17 protein-coding genes are annotated in these 16116 nt (G+C 65.4%); 8 read left to right on the top strand and 9 right to left on the bottom strand.

The genetic code is table 11. The features are described 5' to 3' along the window. Positions 1-50: 50 nt before the first annotated feature. Genes FRF71_RS04830 through FRF71_RS04810 form a run of 5 tightly spaced genes read left to right on the top strand, consistent with a single transcriptional unit; the run spans position 51 to position 4910 of the window. Entirely contained in the window at positions 51-1424 is a 1374-nt protein-coding gene (locus FRF71_RS04830) for a flavin-containing monooxygenase (RefSeq protein WP_147089490.1), read from the top strand. A 1-nt stretch (position 1425) separates the two neighbouring features. Continuing rightward, a complete protein-coding gene (locus FRF71_RS04825) occupies positions 1426-2643 on the top strand; it encodes a cytochrome P450 (protein WP_147089489.1) in 1218 nt (405 codons plus the stop codon). Next, on the top strand, positions 2640-3509 hold the full coding sequence (locus FRF71_RS04820) for an enoyl-CoA hydratase-related protein (RefSeq protein WP_147089488.1): 870 nt from the start codon (positions 2640-2642) through the stop codon (positions 3507-3509). Before FRF71_RS04825 ends, FRF71_RS04820 begins: the two co-directional genes overlap by 4 nt. Before the next feature lie 5 nt (positions 3510-3514). Then, positions 3515-4498 (top strand): glutathione S-transferase family protein, encoded by a 984-nt coding sequence (locus FRF71_RS04815; protein ID WP_147089487.1) that lies wholly within the window; start codon positions 3515-3517, stop codon positions 4496-4498. 1 nt (position 4499) lies between these two features. Then, the gene (locus FRF71_RS04810; RefSeq protein WP_147089486.1) at positions 4500-4910 is read left to right on the top strand and encodes a VOC family protein; all 411 of its coding nucleotides are present in this window, start codon (positions 4500-4502) and stop codon (positions 4908-4910) included. Here the strand turns inward: FRF71_RS04810 and FRF71_RS04805 are convergent. Next, positions 4907-6727: a DUF885 domain-containing protein gene (locus FRF71_RS04805; protein WP_147089485.1), complete on the bottom strand. Its 1821-nt coding sequence runs from the start codon at positions 6725-6727 to the stop codon at positions 4907-4909. The two genes, FRF71_RS04810 and FRF71_RS04805, sit on opposite strands and share 4 nt — an antisense overlap. A 151-nt stretch (positions 6728-6878) precedes the next feature. Next, positions 6879-8147, bottom strand: a complete 1269-nt coding sequence (locus FRF71_RS04800) for a metal-dependent hydrolase family protein (RefSeq protein ID WP_147089484.1) — start codon at positions 8145-8147, stop codon at positions 6879-6881. 133 nt (positions 8148-8280) lie between these two features. Between FRF71_RS04800 and FRF71_RS04795 the strand changes: the two genes are divergently transcribed. Next, a complete protein-coding gene (locus tag FRF71_RS04795) occupies positions 8281-9786 on the top strand; it encodes a L,D-transpeptidase family protein (RefSeq protein ID WP_238339425.1) in 1506 nt (501 codons plus the stop codon). 63 nt (positions 9787-9849) lie between these two features. Beyond that, the gene (locus tag FRF71_RS04790; protein ID WP_147089483.1) at positions 9850-10140 is read left to right on the top strand and encodes a GIY-YIG nuclease family protein; all 291 of its coding nucleotides are present in this window, start codon (positions 9850-9852) and stop codon (positions 10138-10140) included. A 65-nt stretch (positions 10141-10205) separates the two neighbouring features. On the opposite strand, the gene FRF71_RS04785 is transcribed toward FRF71_RS04790, so the two are convergent. From FRF71_RS04785 to FRF71_RS04760, 6 genes are read right to left on the bottom strand one after another with little or no spacing between them, the layout of a single operon-like run. Beyond that, complete coding sequence (locus FRF71_RS04785; RefSeq protein ID WP_147089482.1) at positions 10206-10910, bottom strand: murein L,D-transpeptidase catalytic domain-containing protein; 705 nt, start codon at positions 10908-10910, stop codon at positions 10206-10208. A 55-nt stretch (positions 10911-10965) separates the two neighbouring features. After that, a complete protein-coding gene (locus FRF71_RS04780) occupies positions 10966-11463 on the bottom strand; it encodes a GNAT family N-acetyltransferase (protein WP_147089481.1) in 498 nt (165 codons plus the stop codon). Continuing rightward, positions 11460-12353 carry an EamA family transporter gene (locus FRF71_RS04775; protein ID WP_147089480.1) on the bottom strand — a complete coding sequence of 298 codons (894 nt, stop codon included), beginning with the start codon at positions 12351-12353 and terminating at the stop codon, positions 11460-11462. Before FRF71_RS04775 ends, FRF71_RS04780 begins: the two co-directional genes overlap by 4 nt. After that, positions 12350-13489 carry a flavodoxin-dependent (E)-4-hydroxy-3-methylbut-2-enyl-diphosphate synthase gene (gene ispG, locus FRF71_RS04770; protein WP_147089479.1) on the bottom strand — a complete coding sequence of 380 codons (1140 nt, stop codon included), beginning with the start codon at positions 13487-13489 and terminating at the stop codon, positions 12350-12352. The genes FRF71_RS04775 and ispG overlap by 4 nt, the downstream gene beginning before the upstream one ends. A 59-nt stretch (positions 13490-13548) precedes the next feature. Then, positions 13549-14079, bottom strand: a complete 531-nt coding sequence (locus FRF71_RS04765) for a GNAT family N-acetyltransferase (RefSeq protein WP_238339424.1) — start codon at positions 14077-14079, stop codon at positions 13549-13551. Beyond that, on the bottom strand, positions 14058-14522 hold the full coding sequence (locus FRF71_RS04760; RefSeq protein WP_192900033.1) for a GNAT family N-acetyltransferase: 465 nt from the start codon (positions 14520-14522) through the stop codon (positions 14058-14060). Before FRF71_RS04760 ends, FRF71_RS04765 begins: the two co-directional genes overlap by 22 nt. Before the next feature lie 203 nt (positions 14523-14725). On the opposite strand from FRF71_RS04760, the gene FRF71_RS04755 reads away from it, so the two are divergent. After that, positions 14726-15175 (top strand): hypothetical protein, encoded by a 450-nt coding sequence (locus FRF71_RS04755; RefSeq protein ID WP_238339423.1) that lies wholly within the window; start codon positions 14726-14728, stop codon positions 15173-15175. Positions 15176-15221: 46 nt separating this feature from the next. Here FRF71_RS04755 and FRF71_RS04750 read toward each other — a convergent pair whose 3' ends face one another. Further along, positions 15222-16115: a prephenate dehydratase gene (locus FRF71_RS04750; protein WP_147089478.1), complete on the bottom strand. Its 894-nt coding sequence runs from the start codon at positions 16113-16115 to the stop codon at positions 15222-15224. Between the last annotated feature and the right edge of the window lies 1 nt (position 16116).

The raw sequence follows: 16116 nt of genomic DNA, 5'->3' as shown, positions 1-16116 counted from the left end.
TAAACATACTCCCCGCCAGGGCCCGCAGAGGCCCATCGAGAGAGGCATAAATGGCTGAAGCGCGCGCACTGCCCCGGGTCTGCATCATTGGCGCGGGGTGTTCCGGATTTACCACGGCCAAGCGGCTGCAGGACTATGGCATTCCGTTCGACGTCTATGAGGCGTCGGACGATATCGGCGGCACCTGGTACTATAACAACCCCAACGGGATGAGCGCCTGCTACCAGAGCCTGCACATCGATACGTCGAAGTGGCGGCTGGCTTTCGAAGACTATCCGGTGCCGGCCGAATGGCCCGACTATCCGCACCATTCGCTGCTGCTGCAGTACTTCCATGATTACGTCGATCACTTTGACCTGCGCCGCCACATCCGCTTCAACACGCGGGTGGAAAGCGCCGAGCGAATGGCCGAGGGGGGATGGCGGATCACGCTCTCAACCGGTGAGATGATGCATTACGATGCGCTGTGCGTCGCCAATGGCCACCACTGGGCGGCGCGGATTCCGGAATACCCCGGTCACTTCGATGGCGCGCAGCTCCACAGCCACAATTACCGCACCCCGTTCGAACCGGTCGATTGCATCGGCAAGCGGGTGCTGGTGGTCGGGCTTGGCAACAGCGCGATGGATATTGCCAGCGAACTGTCGCAGCGGCCGATGGCCGGGCGGTTGTTCGTATCGGCCCGCCGCGGCGTCTGGATCTTCCCGAAGTACCTGGGCGGGCAGCCGATCGACAAGAACCCGGCCCCGGCCTGGATGCCCAAGGCGATGCGGCAGTGGCTGGGCGGCAAGATGATCCGCAAGGCGGTCGGCAAGATGAGCGACTATGGCCTGCCCGAGCCCGAGATCGAGCCGTTCGAGAGCCACGGCACCGTCTCGGGCGAATTCCTGCTGCGCGCCGGATCGGGCGATATCGTCGTGCGGCCGGGGATCGAGCGGCTCGATGGCGACGGCGTGGTCTTCACCGACGGCACGCGTGAGCAGATCGACGTGATCATCTGGGCAACCGGCTATGACATCAGCTTCCCCTTCTTCAAGGACCCGGCCTTCACAGCGGATTCGGACAACCGCCCGCCGCCGCTCTACAAGCGGATCATGAAGCCGGGGGTGCCGGATCTGTTCTACATGGGCCTGGCCCAGCCGCTGCCGACGCTGGTCAACTTTGCCGAGCAGCAGTCCAAGCTGGTCGGGGCCTACCTGGCCGGACAGTATCTGCCGCCCGGTCCGGCCGAGATGGAACGGATCATCAAGGACGATGAAGACTACTACACCGGTCATTACTATGCCGCGCGGCGGCACACGATTCAGCTCGACTTCGATCACTATGTCCGCGCGCTGAAGAAGGAGCTGGAGCGCGGCGCCAAGCGTGCATCAGCGGCGGGCAACGCGCTGCCGGTGCACAGCCGCCAAATGGAGACGGCCTGAGATGACTGACCGCCCGATTAATCCCTATGACGTCAGCGAAACCGGGATTTACGTGCACGATACCTGGCGCGAGCCCTTTGCGCACTTGCGCCGCGAAATGCCGATTTCCTGGCGGCCGGACAGTCCGTTTGGCCCCTATTGGTCGGTCGTCACGCACGAGCTGGTCCAGGAGACCGAGCTGCGCCACGATGTCTTTTCCAGTCGCTGGGATATGGGCAACATCACCATCGCGGAATCGGTCAACGGCGAAGGTTTTCCCAACTTCATCGCCCAGGACCCGCCGATCCACACCGCCCAGCGCCGGGTGATCGCCCCGGCCTTCTCGCCCAGCCAGATGCAAAAACTGGATGGCCAGGTGAAGGCGCGGACGCAGCAATTGCTCGATGGCTTGCCGATCGGGGAAACCTTTGACTGGGTCGAGCGGGTCTCGATCCCCCAGACGCTGGGGATGCTGTGCATCCTGTTCGACATGCCGTTCGAGGAATGGCGCGACATCAAGCGCTGGTCAGACTGGGCCAGCGGCGTTTCGGCCGAGAACCTGACCGAGGAATACCGCATGCAGTTCCTTGCCCAGATGGGCGAGATGCTGGCCCGCTTTGACCGGGAGCTGGAAGACCGCCGCGCCAAGCCGCCGACCGACGACCTGCTCAGCCGGATGGTTCATTCCGAAGCCATGGGCCACATGGAGCCGATGGAGCGGATCGCCAATATTGCCCTGCTGATCGTCGGCGGGAACGACACGACCCGCAATTCGATGTCGGCGCTGGTCGAGGCGTTTCACAGGTATCCGGAGGAGCTGGAGCGGCTCCGCGCCGATCCTTCCCTGGTTCCCAACGCCGCGCAGGAAATCATCCGCTGGCAGAGCCCGGTCACGCACATGCGCCGCACCGCGCTGGCGGACACGGAACTGGGCGGGCAGACGATCCGCGCGGGTGAGAAGATCGTCATGTGGTACATCAGCGCCAACCGCGATGAGCGCGTCTTTGCCGATGCCGAGCGGTTCGATGTGGGCCGCGAGAATGCGCGGCGGCACCTTGGCTTCGGCCACGGGATCCACCGCTGCGTCGGCGCGCGGCTGGCCGAAAGCCAGCTCGCCACGCTGATCAGTGAAATGGCCAGCCGCAACTGGCGGATCGTGCCGCAGGGTGAGGCGAGCCGCCTGCCCAGCCCGTTCCTGCACGGCTTCACATCAATGCCGGTCCGGATCGAAGCGGCATGACCGCCGCGTTCGAGACCATGCTGGTCGAGCAAGAGGGGCCGATCCTGTGGGTCCGGCTCAACCGGCCCGAGGTCTTGAACGCCTATACCAGCCAGATGGGCGCTGAACTGGTTCGCGCGATCAAGCAGGCCGATGGCGATGACAGCATCAAGGTGCTGGTCCTGACCGCCACCGGCCGGGTGTTCTGCGCCGGGGCCGACGTCTCGGCCGGGGCCGGGGCCTTCGATACCGAAAGCGGCGAGGGCGCGAAGAACTTCGGCAGCCGCGATGGGGCCCGCACCGACAGCGACTTCACCTCGGCCATGATGGGCGCGAAGAAGCCGCTGCTGGTTGCCTTCAACGGCTCCGCGGCGGGTGTCGGCCTGACGCTCACCTTGCCCTGCGATATCCGCATCGCCGCCGATACCGCCAAGTTCGGCTGCGTCTTCACCCGGCGCGGGCTGGTGCCAGAGGCTGGCTCGGCCTGGTTCCTGCCGCAACTGGTCGGCCTCTCGACCGCGCTCAAGTGGTGCATGACCGGGGCGCTGGTCCCGGCGCAAGAGGCGCTCGCGGCCGGCCTCGTCACCGAGCTGGTCCCCGCCGACCAGGTCGAGGCCCGCGCCCGCGAACTGGCGCTGGAGATTGCCGAGAACTGCTCACCCCTGGCGCTGGCGATCACCCGGCAGATGCTGTGGAAGTTCGCCGGCGAGGACAGCCCCAAAGGCGCGCTCGCGGTCGATGCCGCGCTCAATATTGCGCTGGGGGCGCGGGCCGACGTTCACGAAGGCGTCGCCGCCTTCCTGGAGAAGCGCAAACCCCAGTTCCCGCTCAAGGTCTCGACCGACCTGGCGGGGCTCCCGTGGCCGAGCAGCAAAGCAGGGGGATAGCTGCGATGTACAAGCTCTATGGCGCGCTCGGCTCGCCCTATTCGCAGAAGATCCGCGCGTTGCTGCGCTATCGCCGCTTGCCGCACATCTGGGTCGATGAAGCCGCGCGGCGGCAGGCGGCGCTGGGGGCGGTCAAGGCGCCGGTGATCCCGGTGCTGGAATATCCGGATGGCAGCTTCGCCAACGATTCGACGCCGCTGGTCTATGATCTGGAAGCCCGCCATGCCGAACGCGGTGTCGTCCCGCCCGATCCGGCCCAGGCCTTCATTGCCCACCTGTTAGAGGACTTCGCCGATGAATGGCTGACCAAGGCGATGTTCGGCTATCGCTGGCTCGAGGAAGTCGATCAGGTTCAGATGAGCCGCTGGCTGGCCTTCGATGCGGCCAAGGGCGGCGGGCTGGAGCAGAGCCAGAAGTTCGCCGAGATGTTCCGCGCCCGCCAGGTCGGGCGAATGGCGCTGGTCGGCTGCACGGCCGAGAATTTCCCGCTGATCGAGGCCAGCACCCGCGCGGTGCTGGCGGCGCTGGAAGCCCATGTGGTGGACAGCTTCTGCCTGTTCGGCACGCGCCCCAGCCTGGCGGAATTCAGCATCTTCGGCCAGCTCTCGCAGCTCGGCACCGATCCCACCCCGCAGGCGATGATGCGCGCCGACTATCCCTATACCTATCGCTGGCTGGCGCACATCGATGACATGAGCGGGCTGGAGGGCGAATGGGAGCCGGGCTTTGCCCCGGTGGTGGCCGAACTGGTGCGGATTTCGGCGGCGGTTTATGCCCCGTTCCTCGCCGCCAATGCCGCTGCGGCGGCGGCCGGGGCCGAGACCTTCCGGATGGAGGCGATGGGCCTGCCTTACGAGCAGGGCGTGTTCAAGTACCAGCTCAAGTGCCTGGCCGACCTGCGCAGCCGCTATGCCGCCCTTGATGGCGCGGCGCGCGGGGCGGTCGATCCGCTGCTGGGCGAAGGCTGGCTGGGGCTGCTGCGCGGCTGACATGCGCCTGGCCCATGTCTCGCTGGTGGTGGCCGATTATGATGCGGCGATCGCCTGGTATTGCGGCAAGCTGGGCTTCACCCTGGTCAGCGACGAATACCAGCCCGCGCAGGACAAACGCTGGGTGGTGATTGCCCCGCCGGGTGCGGGGTCGGATGGCACCACGATCCTGCTGGCGCGGGCCGCCACGCCAGAACAGGCCAGTTGTGTCGGCAACCAGGCAGGTGGCCGGGTCTTCCTGTTCCTCGAAACCGACGATTTCTGGCGCGACTATCGGGCCTATCAGGCGGCCGGGGTCCGCTTCACAAGAGAACCGGCGACCGCGCCCTATGGCACGGTCGCCGTGTTCGAGGACCTCTATGGCAACCGCTGGGACCTGATCGAATATCGCCAGGCCCCAACAGCAGACTAACCCTTCTTCGTCGCCTTGATCCAGGCGCGGATCTTGGCTTCCAGCACCGGCATCGGCAGGGCGCCGGTGTTCAGCACCTGGTCGTGGAAGGCGCGGATGTCGAACTGCTGGCCCAGCGCTGCCTCGGCCTCGCGCCGCAGCTTCTGGATCGTCAGTGCACCCACCTTGTAGGACAGGGCCTGGCTGGGAATGGCGATATAGCGTTCGACCTCGGCGGTGGCGTCGGTCCGGCCCATCGCCGAGTTGGCGAGCATGTATTCGATCGCCTGATCGCGGGTCCAGCCCTTGGCGTGGATGCCGGTGTCGACCACCAGGCGCATGGCCCGCAGCATCTCGTCATCCAGCGTGCCCTGGCGCGAATAGGGGTCCTTGTAGAAGCCCATGTCATAGCCGAGCGTCTCGGCATAAAGCGCCCAGCCTTCGACATAGGCGGTGTTGCCGCCAAAGCGCATGAAGGCCGGCAGCTTGTCGTTTTCCTGCGCCAGGCTGATCTGGAAGTGGTGCCCCGGCGCGCCTTCGTGGAGGTACAGCGTGATCTCGCCCGGGGTGGTGCGGCTCGGCAGGTCATAGGCGTTGAAATAGAAGGTGCCCGGGCGCGAACCGTCGGGTGTGCCCTGCTGGTAGGAACCGCCGGCTTCGAACTTCTCGCGGAACTCCTCATAGGGGCGGATCTGCAGCGGGCTCTTGGGCAGGACCGAGAAGTACTGACCGACCTTGGCATCGACCATCTTGCCGATGTCGTAATAGCGCTGGGTGATCTCCTCGCGGCTCTTGCGCTTGAACTGCGGATCGGTGCGGATGAAGGTGAAGAATTCCTGCAGCGTGCCCTTGAAGCCGACCTCGGCCTTGACCTGCTCCATCCCTTCGCGAATCCGCTTCACTTCGCTGAGGCCCAACTGGTGCAGTTCTTCTGCCTTGTAGGGCAGGGTGGTCGAACCTTCGATCAGCAGTTCGTACAGCTTTGCGCCGCCCTTCATCTGGCTGAGGCCGACGCTGTCGCGGGCCGAGGCAAGGTAGCTGCCCTTAAGGTAATCGAGCAGCCGCTGATTGGCGGCATAGACCTCACCGGTCACCCGGCGGTAATCTGCGGTCAGCCGCGCCTTGTCGGCATCGGAAAAGTCGGCCGGCATGGCCTTGACTGGCTCCCAATAGGGGCTCTCTTCCATCGGCTGCTTGAGCTGGGTTTCGAGCTGCTCGATCACGTTGCGGATCGTCAGCTTGGTTTCGACCACGCCCGTCTTCTGGCCTTCCTGGAATTTGGCGATCGAGCGGTCGATCAGCTTCACGTAATCGGCGTGGCGCTTCAGGTTGTTCTCGTAATCGGTGATGGTCTTGAACGGGATCCCGGTCTTGCCGCTGGCCAGCGTCGGGTAGAAGGTGTGGAAGCCGAAGAAGTGGTTGACCGGGCGTACCTCGGTCAGTGCCAGGATTTCCGGGGTCAGCCGCTTCAGGCCCTGGACATTGCTCTCCTTGAACACGTCATAGGCGATCTGATCGGTGGGGGAGAGCTTGGCGCGGTCGATCTTCGCCAGTTCGGCCAGCTCGCTGATTGCGGCCTGGCGCTCCGCCTCGTTATACTCTGGGGTCAGATAGTCACCCAGGCGATCAGCATAGCGCGTATCGCCGCGGAACAGCGCCGATAGCGGGTTGCGCTTCAGGCTGTCTTCGTCCGACTTCGCGAACAGCGCGAACAGCTTGTCGTGTTCGCTCTGCACGGCGGGCGCGGCCGGGGCGGCGGACTGGGCCAGTGCCGGGGCAGCGGCCAGCGGGGCAGCGACCAGGGCTGTGGCAAGCAGGGCAGAACGAAGCATCTTCATGGGCTAATCCTTTGGTGGGACAATTGGTGTATTGTCTGAATAATACAGTTGGTCGCCACGCACAAGTGGCAGCGCTGACGGCGGCTTAGGCCGCGCTGGCGCTGCGGGCGGTCAGGCTTCGATCAACAGCGTGAGGCGCTCGACGGACGGCTCAGGGGGCGATGCGCCCGCGCTCCATCACCCAGCGCACCTTTTCCAGCGTGCGGATATCGACCAGCGGATTGGCATCGACTGCAATGAGGTCGGCGGAAAAACCGGGCGCAATCTGGCCAAGCTCGCCTTCCATGCCGAGCGCCTTGGCAGCTACCGTGGTGGCGCTGGCCAGCGCCTCGCGGTTGGTCAGGCCGTTCTTGACCAGCAGCGCAAACTCCTCGCCATTGCGGCCGTGCTCGAACACCCCGGCATCGGTCCCGAAGGCGACTGGCACGCCGAGCTGTTTCGAACGCTGGACCTGCTTGCCAGCGGCTTCCACTGCCTGCCGGCCCTTGACCTCGACCGTCGGGGTATAGACCCCCTTGCCCAACCGGGCCCGGACGCCTTCCAGCGCCATCAGCGTCGGGACCATGTAGGTGCCCTTGGCCTTCATCGCCTTCAGCGCCGCCTCGTCGGCGAAGGTGCCGTGCTCGATCGTGTCGACCCCTGCCAGCACCGTGCTTTCGATCCCGCGCGCGCCATGGGCGTGGGCCATGACCTTGAGCCCCAGCGAGTGGGCCGTGGTCATGATCGACTCAAGTTCGGCCTGGCTGAAATGGCCTTCCAGGCCCCGGCCCTGCTGGCTGAGCACGCCGCCAGTGGAGGTAATCTTGATGACGTCGGCGCCGGCGCGGCTGGCCTTGCGGACCTTTTCGGCACATTCGACCGGGCCGGTGCAGGTATAGCCCTGATCCAGCACCGAATGGACATCCTCGCGGAAGCCCGTGGTGTCGCCGTGCCCGCCGACGATCGACAGCGCGGGCCCGGCGGCAACGATGCGGGGGCCGGGGATCAACCCTTCGGCAGTGCCGCGCCGCAGCGAGAAACCGCTGTACTGCGCCGATCCCGCATCGCGCACCGTTGTGAAGCCGGCCCGCAGGGTCAGCAGCGCATTCTTGGCGCCGACCACCACCCCCCATTCGTCTGGCTCGACGGCTTCGTTGCGGTAATCGGTGCCGGGATCGCCGGTCAGGTGGACGTGGAGATCGATCAGGCCGGGGACAACCGTCTTGCCCGAAAGATCAACCTCGCGCGCACCAGTGGGGGCGGCGGGCGAGCCGGGGACGACACTGACGATCTTGCCGTCGGTCACGGTGATGGTCGCCGGGCCGCTGGGCTCGCTCGCGGCATCACGCAGTACTGATCCGGCGCGGATCACCACGGTATCCGCCAGGGCCGGGCTGGTGCTGGCCAGCAGGCTGGCGACGGCGATCAGGACTTTGCGCATTGCGGATTCCCCCCTCAATCTGGCGTTCAGGTGTGCCGCCTTAAATGGCACCTGACAAGCCGTGCCGGCATCAGGAACCTGCGGACGGTGGCGGGGTTGATGCTTGAAGCAGGGCAGCGAAACGGGCAATTAGATGACGGGCAAGGACAATACCCGCTGCGGGATGGGGCAGCGCCTGCAACGGAGTTTTATGATGGTTGGGCATGGCTGGGCAGTTTGGCGGACGGCACGCGGCGTCTCTGGCCTGGCGCTGGCACTCGCGGCCGGGGCGGCAGTGGCCCAGGCAAATCGCGCACCCGAAAATATCCTGCCAGCCCCTAAGCCGGCGGCGCCGGCAACCCCGGTGCCGCCGGTCAACCAGCAACCCGCTGTTCCTGCACCGAGCAGCCAGCAGCCGGCCACTACCCCGCCAGTCACCACCCCGGCGCCCGCCGCCCCGGTGATCGAGCCCGACCTCTCGGTGGTCGAACCGGTCCTGGCCTGGCAGGTGGCGGACGCCCAGGCGCTGGCCAAGGTGATCGATGGGATCGGTGCGCACGGCCTGATTCCGGCAGACTATCAGCTGACCGACCTGCGCGCCGCGATCCTGGCCGGTCCCGGTGCCGCGCTTGACGCCCAGGCCAGCCGATCGTTCGCCTGGCTGATCGAGGACATGCGCGATGGCCGCACGCGCTATGATTCGCGCCACCAGTGGTTCGTCGTCGATCCCGATGTCGATGCGCGGCCGACGGCGACCGTGATGGCCGAGGCGCTGGCCAGCAAGGATATTGCCGGCGCGATTGCCAGCCTGGCCCCGACCCATCCGGACTATGCCAAGCTTAAGGAAGCGCTTGCCAAGACCCCGGCGGCCGACAAGGCGACCCGCGCGCTGATCCAGGTGAACCTGGATCGCTGGCGCTGGCTGCCACGCGACCTCGGTAAGTTCTACCTGCTGACCAACGTGCCGGAATTCCAGCTGCGGCTGACAGTTGATAACGAAATCATCCGCTCCTACCGCACGATCGTTGGCAAACCGGGCCGCACGGCGACGCCGCAGCTCGCCGAAGTGGTCGAGGGGGTGGTCTTCAACCCGACCTGGACCGTGCCGCAGTCGATCGTGAAGGGTGAGAACCTGGGCGCACAGCTCCTCGCCAACCCGGCGCGGGCGAAGCGCGAGAACTATAAGGTCACCAAGAACAAGGATGGTTCGGTCACTGTTGTCCAGCAGCCCGGGCCGAACAATGCGCTTGGGCTGATGAAGCTCGACATGCCGAACGAGCACGCGATTTTCCTCCACGACACGCCCAATCGCAACCTGTTCAAGCTGGCCCAGCGGGCGCTGAGCCATGGCTGCGTGCGAACCGAGCGCGCGACCGAACTGGCGATAACGATGGCGATCCTGGGTGCGGGCGTGACGCCGGACGATGCCGTGGCGATCGTCACCTCGGGCAAGTACACCCGCGTCGCCATGACCCGGACTTTCCCGGTCTATCTGACCTATTTCACCATGGCGTCTGACATTACCGGCAAGATGGGCACCTTCAACGACCTCTACGGCCGCGACGCCCCCGTCCTCGCCAGCTTCGCCGCCCCCCGCGCCCCGTGGGACGGCAAGCGTCAGTCGACCGAGAAGGTGATCAAGCTGGATAATCCATTGTGATCCACATCGATCTACCCATCGTCATCCCCGCGAAAGCGGGGACCCATCACCCGGACTGAAGGTTTGAGCGGCGGCTGGGTCTACATCCTTGCCAACCGCAAGCAAGGCGCGCTTTACACCGGGGTCACCGCCGATCTTCCCGCGCGCATGGTCCAGCATCGCTCAGGCATCGGCAGAAAATTCTGTGCGGAATACGGCATCGACAAGCTGGTCCACGTGGAGTGGCATGATCGAATCGAAGATGCGATTGTTCGCGAGAAAGCGATCAAGCGGTGGCGGCGGGCGTGGAAGATCGAGTTGATCGAAGCCGCGAACCCGGATTGGCGGGACCGCTGGTTCGAAATTTGCGGATGATGGCTTGATCCGAAACGGTCGGTGATGGGTCCCCGCTTTCGCGGGGATGACGAACTAGTGTTTGGTCAGCCTAGCTCAATCCGGTCCGCGTAGAGCAGGCGTCCGCCAGAGAGGTTCCACAGCGCTTCGTTGAAGTGCGCGGGCGACATGGCGAAGCAGCCTTCGCTGCGGCCCAGGCGGCCGAAGCGAGTAATGTAATCCTCGCGCGCATAGTCGGCCGGGTGCATCACAATCGCGCGGTCGAGCGCGTTGGAATTGTCGTGATCCAGCCCTTCAAGGCGCACGGAAGTGCCGTATTTGCCCTTGTACCATTCACAGGTCAGATAGGCCCCGCGCGAGGTTGCTTCGGAACCTGGGACGTTCGAAAACGCCTGCAGGAAGCCGCTGTGCGCCGGGTCCGAACCGCGACCATGGCTGACCAGGAATGACTTGATCGTCCCGGCTTCGAGGTTGACGAAATGGAACCGCGGCAGGGTGCTGGGCCGGGCGAAATCGGCGATGCCGACAATGTCATGCCGCCAGACGGTGTTGCCGGCACGCTGCAGCTCGCGCCGGGCGATCTGCAGCAGCCTGGCGTCATAGGCGGGGTTCGGCTCGGCCACGACCGGCAGGGCCGGCGGCAGGGCCGGCGGCGGGGGCGGCGTGGCTGACGGCGGCACGCCAAAAGCCTCTTCAAAGGCGCGCGCCAGATTGCGGGCATGGGCCGTACCCGGCACGGCCAGAGCCGCGCCGGCGGCCAGTCCGCCCAGCAAGATGTCACGCCTGTTCATGGCCCCGCTCATATCACCCTGTGGATAACCGACCGATTAACGCCGTTTCAAGCCCCTAAACGGCAGAAACGCGCGCAGCCGCGCCAAGCTGTTGTAATGCGGTGCCATCGACCCGCATCACCGTCCATTCGTCCATCAGCCGCGCGCCGAGTTTCTTGTAGAACCCGATCGCCGGCTCGTTCCAATCGAGCACCGACCATTCGAGTCGCGCGCAGTCGCGCTCTACCGCCAGCATGGCGAGGTGGGAGAGCAAGGCCTTGCCCAGACCCGACCCGCGTGCTGCAGGCCGCACGAACAGGTCTTCCAGGTAGATCCCTGGCTTGCCCTCGAAGGTCGAGAAATTGTGAAAGAACAGCGCAAAGCCCTGGGCTGCGCCGCCCAGTTCGCCGATCACGACTTCGGCATAGGGACGTTCGCCGAACAGTTTCTCGCCCATCACCGCCTCGTCAAAGCGGACTTCGTGGGCGAGCTTTTCGTATTCGGCGAGGTCACGGATCAGCTGCGCGATCAGCGGCAGGTCCGCTGGGGTGGCGGGGCGAATCGAGATGGTCATGCGCGCGGCTTTGCCATGAAGCGCGGCCAGAGCACACCCAGCGAAAGGCCTGCCATGACCAGCGCGAACGCCAGGATCTTCCACCATTGCAGCGGCTCGCCCAGCAAGAGCGCAGAGGAGCCCAGCCCGAACACCGGCACCAGCAGTGCCAGCGGAGCGACCTGGGCGGCCGGATGCTGGCCCAGCAGCCAGCCCCAGGCAGCATAGCCAAACATGGTGTTGCCGACCGATTGCCAGACCACGGCGGCCCAGGTCGCGCTATCGGCGGAAGCTATCCCGCTGGCCATCTTCGGCCAGCCCTCGGTCAGCAGCGCCATGGCGAAGAGCGGCGGGACGGCAAAGACGCTCGACCAGACGACATAGTTAAGCATGGGCACCGGACCGGCCGCGCGCGCGGTCATGTTACCGAGCGACCAGCTCAAGGCGGCGCCCAGCACCAGCAGCAGGCCCAGCGGCGTGGCGCTGCCATCGGTATGCCAGCCGATCGTGCCAAGGCCGGCGACGGCCAGCGCCATGGCGACAACCTGGTAAAGCGCGATCCGCTCTCCCGTCAGCCGCATCGACAGACCGATGGTGATGAAGACCTGGGTCTGCACCACCAGGCTGGCGAGCCCCGGCGTGATATCCGCGCGCATCGCGGTGAACAGCAGCCCGAACTGGCCCGCCCCGATCAGCACGCCATAGGTCGCCAGGTTCTTCAGCGGCACTGCCGGGCGCTTGATGAACAGCGCGAGCGGCAGGAAGGCGAGGGCGAAGCGCAGCGTCGCCAGCGTCAGCGGAGGCAGATGCGCCAGCGCCAGCTTGATCACCACGAAATTGGTGCCCCAGACGGCCATCACCGCCAGCGCCAGCAGCAGGTGAAGCGGCGGCAGGCCCGCGCGTGCGGTCACGCCGCCTTGCCGTGCAGGCTGTCCATGCTCGCGACGGTGCCGGCTTCGATCTCGGCGGCCTTTTCTTCGACCAGTTTGACGATGTGGTCGATCATGTTGTCGTCCTGGACGTGGTGATCGGTCACTCCGCGCAGGTAGACCATGTGCTTGCCGTTGCCGCCGCCGGTCACGCCGATGTCGGTCTCGCGCGCTTCGCCGGGGCCGTTGACCACGCAGCCGAGCACCGAGAGGCTCATCGGCGTCTTGATGTGGCTGAGCGCGTCTTCCAGCTTCTGAACCGTGCGGATCACGTCAAAGCCCTGCCGCGCGCAGGACGGGCAGGACACGACGCGGACGCCGCGGGTGCGCAGGCCGAGCGACTTCAGGATTTCATAGCCGACCCGCACTTCCTCTTCCGGCTCGGCTGAGAGGCTGACGCGGATCGTGTCACCGATCCCGGCCCACAGCAGGTTGCCGATGCCGATGGCGCTCTTGACCGTGCCGCCGATCAGGCCGCCGGCTTCGGTGATGCCCAGGTGCAGCGGGCAATCGACCGCTTCGGCCAGGCCCATATAGGCGCCGACCGCCAGGAACACGTCGCTGGCCTTCACCGCCACCTTGTATTCGTGAAAATCGTGGTCCTGTAGTAGCTTGATGTGGTCGAGCGCAGACTCGACCAGCGCTTCGGGGCAAGGCTCACCGTATTTCTCGAGCAGGTCCTTCTCCAGGCTGCCTGCGTTGACGCCGATGCGGATCGCGCAGCCGTTGGCTTTGGCGGCGCGGACCACTTCGGCAACGCGTTCGCTGGAGCCGATATTGCCCGGGTTGATCCGCAGGCAGGCCGCGCCGGCATCGGCCGCTTCGAGCGCGCGCTTGTAGTGGAAATGGATGTCGGCGACGATCGGAATGCGCGCCGCCTTGACGATCTTGCCGAGCGCCGCAGTGCTCTCAACATCCGGGCAGGACACGCGGATGATGTCGGCCCCGGCCTCTTCGCAGCGGCGGATCTGGTCTATCGTCGCGACCGGATCGGAGGTCAGCGTGTTGGTCATGGTCTGGACCGTGATCGGCGCATCGCCGCCCACGGGGACCGAACCCACCATGATCTGCCGGGACTTGCGCCGCGCGATATCGCGCCAGGGTCTGACTGAGGACATGGCCCGCATATAGGGGAGAGGACCGGCGGCGCAAAGCCCGATCCTTGTGCAGATTCAGCTCAGAACAGCTGCGCGAAGAGAAACTCCTCGTCGAGCTGTTCGCCGACGCGGAAGGTGATGTCGGCCACCTTGTCGAAGCCATAACGGCGGTAGAAGCGGTGGCCGCCGTCGTTATAGGCATAGACCGAGATCTGCACCTCATCCGCCCCGCGCGCGGCGAACTCGGTCATCGCCCAGTCCATCAGCTTGCCGCCAATGCCCAGGCCGGTGGCATCTGGCGCGGTGTATAGCTGCTTCAGCTCCATCACCCGCTCACCGCGGGCATGATCAGGAAAGCCGCAGGTCAGGCCGATCTTGCAATAGCCCAGCAGCACACCGGCACGCTCGGCCAGGCGGTAGACCCGGTCCGGATTGGCCAATTCGGCGCCGATCGCCGGTTCGGACAGGCTTTCGGAGAGGAAGGTGTTGAGATCAGCCTCGGAATAGAGCGGCCCGAACTTGGCCACGAAGGCATCGATGGCCAGCCGTGAAAGGGCGGGAATATCAGCCTTGGTCGCCGGGCGCAGGATCAGAGCGTCTTGGTCATGCATATCGAGAAGGGATCTTCTGTGTAGTCCGCGAAAGGCGGGCATTCGGTGAAGCCGTGGCTTTCATAGAGCCGGCGCGCCGGCAGGAAGGGTTCGGGCCGCCCGGTTTCCAGGCTGACGCGGCGGTATCCGCGTTTGGCGGCCTCGTCCAGCAGGCGCAGCAGGATCGCCTTGCCCGCACCCTTGCCGCGATAGTCCGGATCAGCGCGCATCGATTTCACTTCGCCGTGGTCATCCGCCAGGTGCTTGATCGCGCCGCAGGCCGCGAGCCGCTCTCCGTCCCAGGCCGAGAAAAAGGTTACGTCCGGTTGTCTGAGCCGCTCGATCGGCATGGCATGGACGCTCTCGGGCGGCGACCACTGGTGCATCTCATCGAGGTGAAGCCGCAGCAGGGCTGCGATCTCCGGACCGGTCAGGTCGTCGGCAATAATGCGATAGTCTGGCATCAACCCATTCTGCACAAGGACTATTCCGCCGCAAGAGGCTCAGGCAAAGGGTTTCCCCTACGGAATCTTTGACTCCCGCACCGATGAGTCCTAGCCTCCGCAGCACTTGGTGCCGGTAAGAACCGGGTCGCCCGACTCCGAGCAAGGGGCGCGACAGCAGCGGCATGGGCCGTCGGCTGAACGCGTTAAATGGAGGGATGTTCATGAAACTGATGCTGAAAGCGGCCGTTCTGGCCGCAACCCTGTCGTTTGCCTGTGCAACGCCGGCCTTCGCCGACGATCCCTGGCCGAACGAGGAAGGCGATTATGTCCAGGTCGGGATGATCTCGGTCGAGGACGGGCATGATCTTGAATACATGACCCACATGGCCGGCCAGTGGCGCAAGGGGCAGGACTTTGCCGTCGCCCAGGGCTGGATCACCAGCTACGAAATCCTCGTCAACCTGAACAAGCGGCCGGGTGAGCCGGACTATTACCTGATCACCCGCTTCCCGCGCTTTGCCGACAAGGCCGAAGCCAAAAAGCGTGACGAAGCCTATGATGCCCACATGAAGATGACGGTGGCTGACGCGCAGGCCGGTTCGGCGGCGCGGGCGAAGTATCGCACCGTCATGGGCAGCCAAATGCTCCGGGCGCTGGTCTGGAAGAAGTAATCTGAGCGGGGGCGCGGGCGGTGCTGGTGCGCCGCCCGGGTCCTCACTAACCGCGCGGGCGGCCCTGCGGATAGGTGCCCAGCACCAGCAGTTCCTTGCAGTGGAAGGCCAGCTCCTCCAGCGCCCGATCGACCGCCGGATCACCCGGGGCACCGACGATATCGGCATAGAACCGGGTCGCGGCAAAGCTGGCGCCCTTCTGGTAGCTTTCCAGCTTGGTCATGTTGACGCCATTCGTGGCAAACCCGCCCAGCGCCTTGTAGAGCGCGGCCGGGATGTTCTTCACCTCGAACACAAAGGTGGTCATCGTCACCGTGCCGGCCAGGCTCGCCGGATCGAGCGGCTGGCGTGACAGCACGACGAAACGGGTCATGTTGTCGGCCGCGTCCTCGACATTCTCGGCGATGATCTTCAGGCCATAGAGCTCGGCGGCGATCTTCGGCGCGATCGCGCAGGCCTCGGGATCGCGCTGTTCGGCTACGAAGGCCGCAGCCCCGGCGGTATCGGCATAGGCCAGCGGCACGATGCCCCGCTCACGCAGGAAAAAGCGCGACTGGCCGAGTGCCTGCGGGTGCGAATAGGCCGCCTTGAACGGTCCTTCACCCAGTGCCATCAGGTCATGGTGGATCGCCATGAAATGCTCGCCGACGATCGACAGTCCTGATTCGGGCAGCAGGAAGTGGATATCGGCCACGCGGCCATGCTGCGAATTCTCGATCGGGATGATCGCGCGGCCAGCGCGGCCGTCCTTTACCGCTTCCAGCGCATCTTCGAAGCTGAAGCAGGGAAGCGGCAAGCAATCCGGGGCATATTCGGTCGCGGCGCGGTGGCCGTTGCAGCCGGGCGCACCCTGGAACGACACGGCGCGCGCCGGATCGGTGGCCGCAGCGCGGACCATTTCCTCGACACGGGCGAGCGCAGGGGCGGGATAGGAATGCATG

The sequence above is a fragment of the Novosphingobium ginsenosidimutans genome (assembly GCF_007954425.1).
Classification (GTDB): domain Bacteria; phylum Pseudomonadota; class Alphaproteobacteria; order Sphingomonadales; family Sphingomonadaceae; genus Novosphingobium; species Novosphingobium ginsenosidimutans.
Note: the sequence above shows the minus strand (reverse complement) of the source record. Positions and strands in the feature narration are given on the sequence as shown.

Bases quoted from the DNA above. Each gene is read 5' to 3' on its own strand.
- FRF71_RS04830 (WP_147089490.1), top strand. From the start codon at position 51: ATGGCTGAAGCGCGCGCACTGCCCCGGGTCTGCATCATTGGCGCGGGG.
- FRF71_RS04825 (WP_147089489.1), top strand. From the start codon at position 1,426: ATGACTGACCGCCCGATTAATCCCTATGACGTCAGCGAAACCGGGATT.
- FRF71_RS04820 (WP_147089488.1), top strand. From the start codon at position 2,640: ATGACCGCCGCGTTCGAGACCATGCTGGTCGAGCAAGAGGGGCCGATC.
- FRF71_RS04815 (WP_147089487.1), top strand. From the start codon at position 3,515: ATGTACAAGCTCTATGGCGCGCTCGGCTCGCCCTATTCGCAGAAGATC.
- FRF71_RS04810 (WP_147089486.1), top strand. From the start codon at position 4,500: ATGCGCCTGGCCCATGTCTCGCTGGTGGTGGCCGATTATGATGCGGCG.
- FRF71_RS04805 (WP_147089485.1), bottom strand. From the start codon at position 6,727: ATGAAGATGCTTCGTTCTGCCCTGCTTGCCACAGCCCTGGTCGCTGCC.
- FRF71_RS04800 (WP_147089484.1), bottom strand. From the start codon at position 8,147: ATGCGCAAAGTCCTGATCGCCGTCGCCAGCCTGCTGGCCAGCACCAGC.
- FRF71_RS04795 (WP_238339425.1), top strand. From the start codon at position 8,281: ATGACGGGCAAGGACAATACCCGCTGCGGGATGGGGCAGCGCCTGCAA.
- FRF71_RS04785 (WP_147089482.1), bottom strand. From the start codon at position 10,910: ATGAACAGGCGTGACATCTTGCTGGGCGGACTGGCCGCCGGCGCGGCT.
- FRF71_RS04780 (WP_147089481.1), bottom strand. From the start codon at position 11,463: ATGACCATCTCGATTCGCCCCGCCACCCCAGCGGACCTGCCGCTGATC.
- ispG (WP_147089479.1), bottom strand. From the start codon at position 13,489: ATGTCCTCAGTCAGACCCTGGCGCGATATCGCGCGGCGCAAGTCCCGG.
- FRF71_RS04765 (WP_238339424.1), bottom strand. From the start codon at position 14,079: ATGCATGACCAAGACGCTCTGATCCTGCGCCCGGCGACCAAGGCTGAT.
- FRF71_RS04760 (WP_192900033.1), bottom strand. From the start codon at position 14,522: ATGCCAGACTATCGCATTATTGCCGACGACCTGACCGGTCCGGAGATC.
- FRF71_RS04755 (WP_238339423.1), top strand. From the start codon at position 14,726: ATGAAACTGATGCTGAAAGCGGCCGTTCTGGCCGCAACCCTGTCGTTT.
- FRF71_RS04750 (WP_147089478.1), bottom strand. From the start codon at position 16,115: ATGCATTCCTATCCCGCCCCTGCGCTCGCCCGTGTCGAGGAAATGGTC.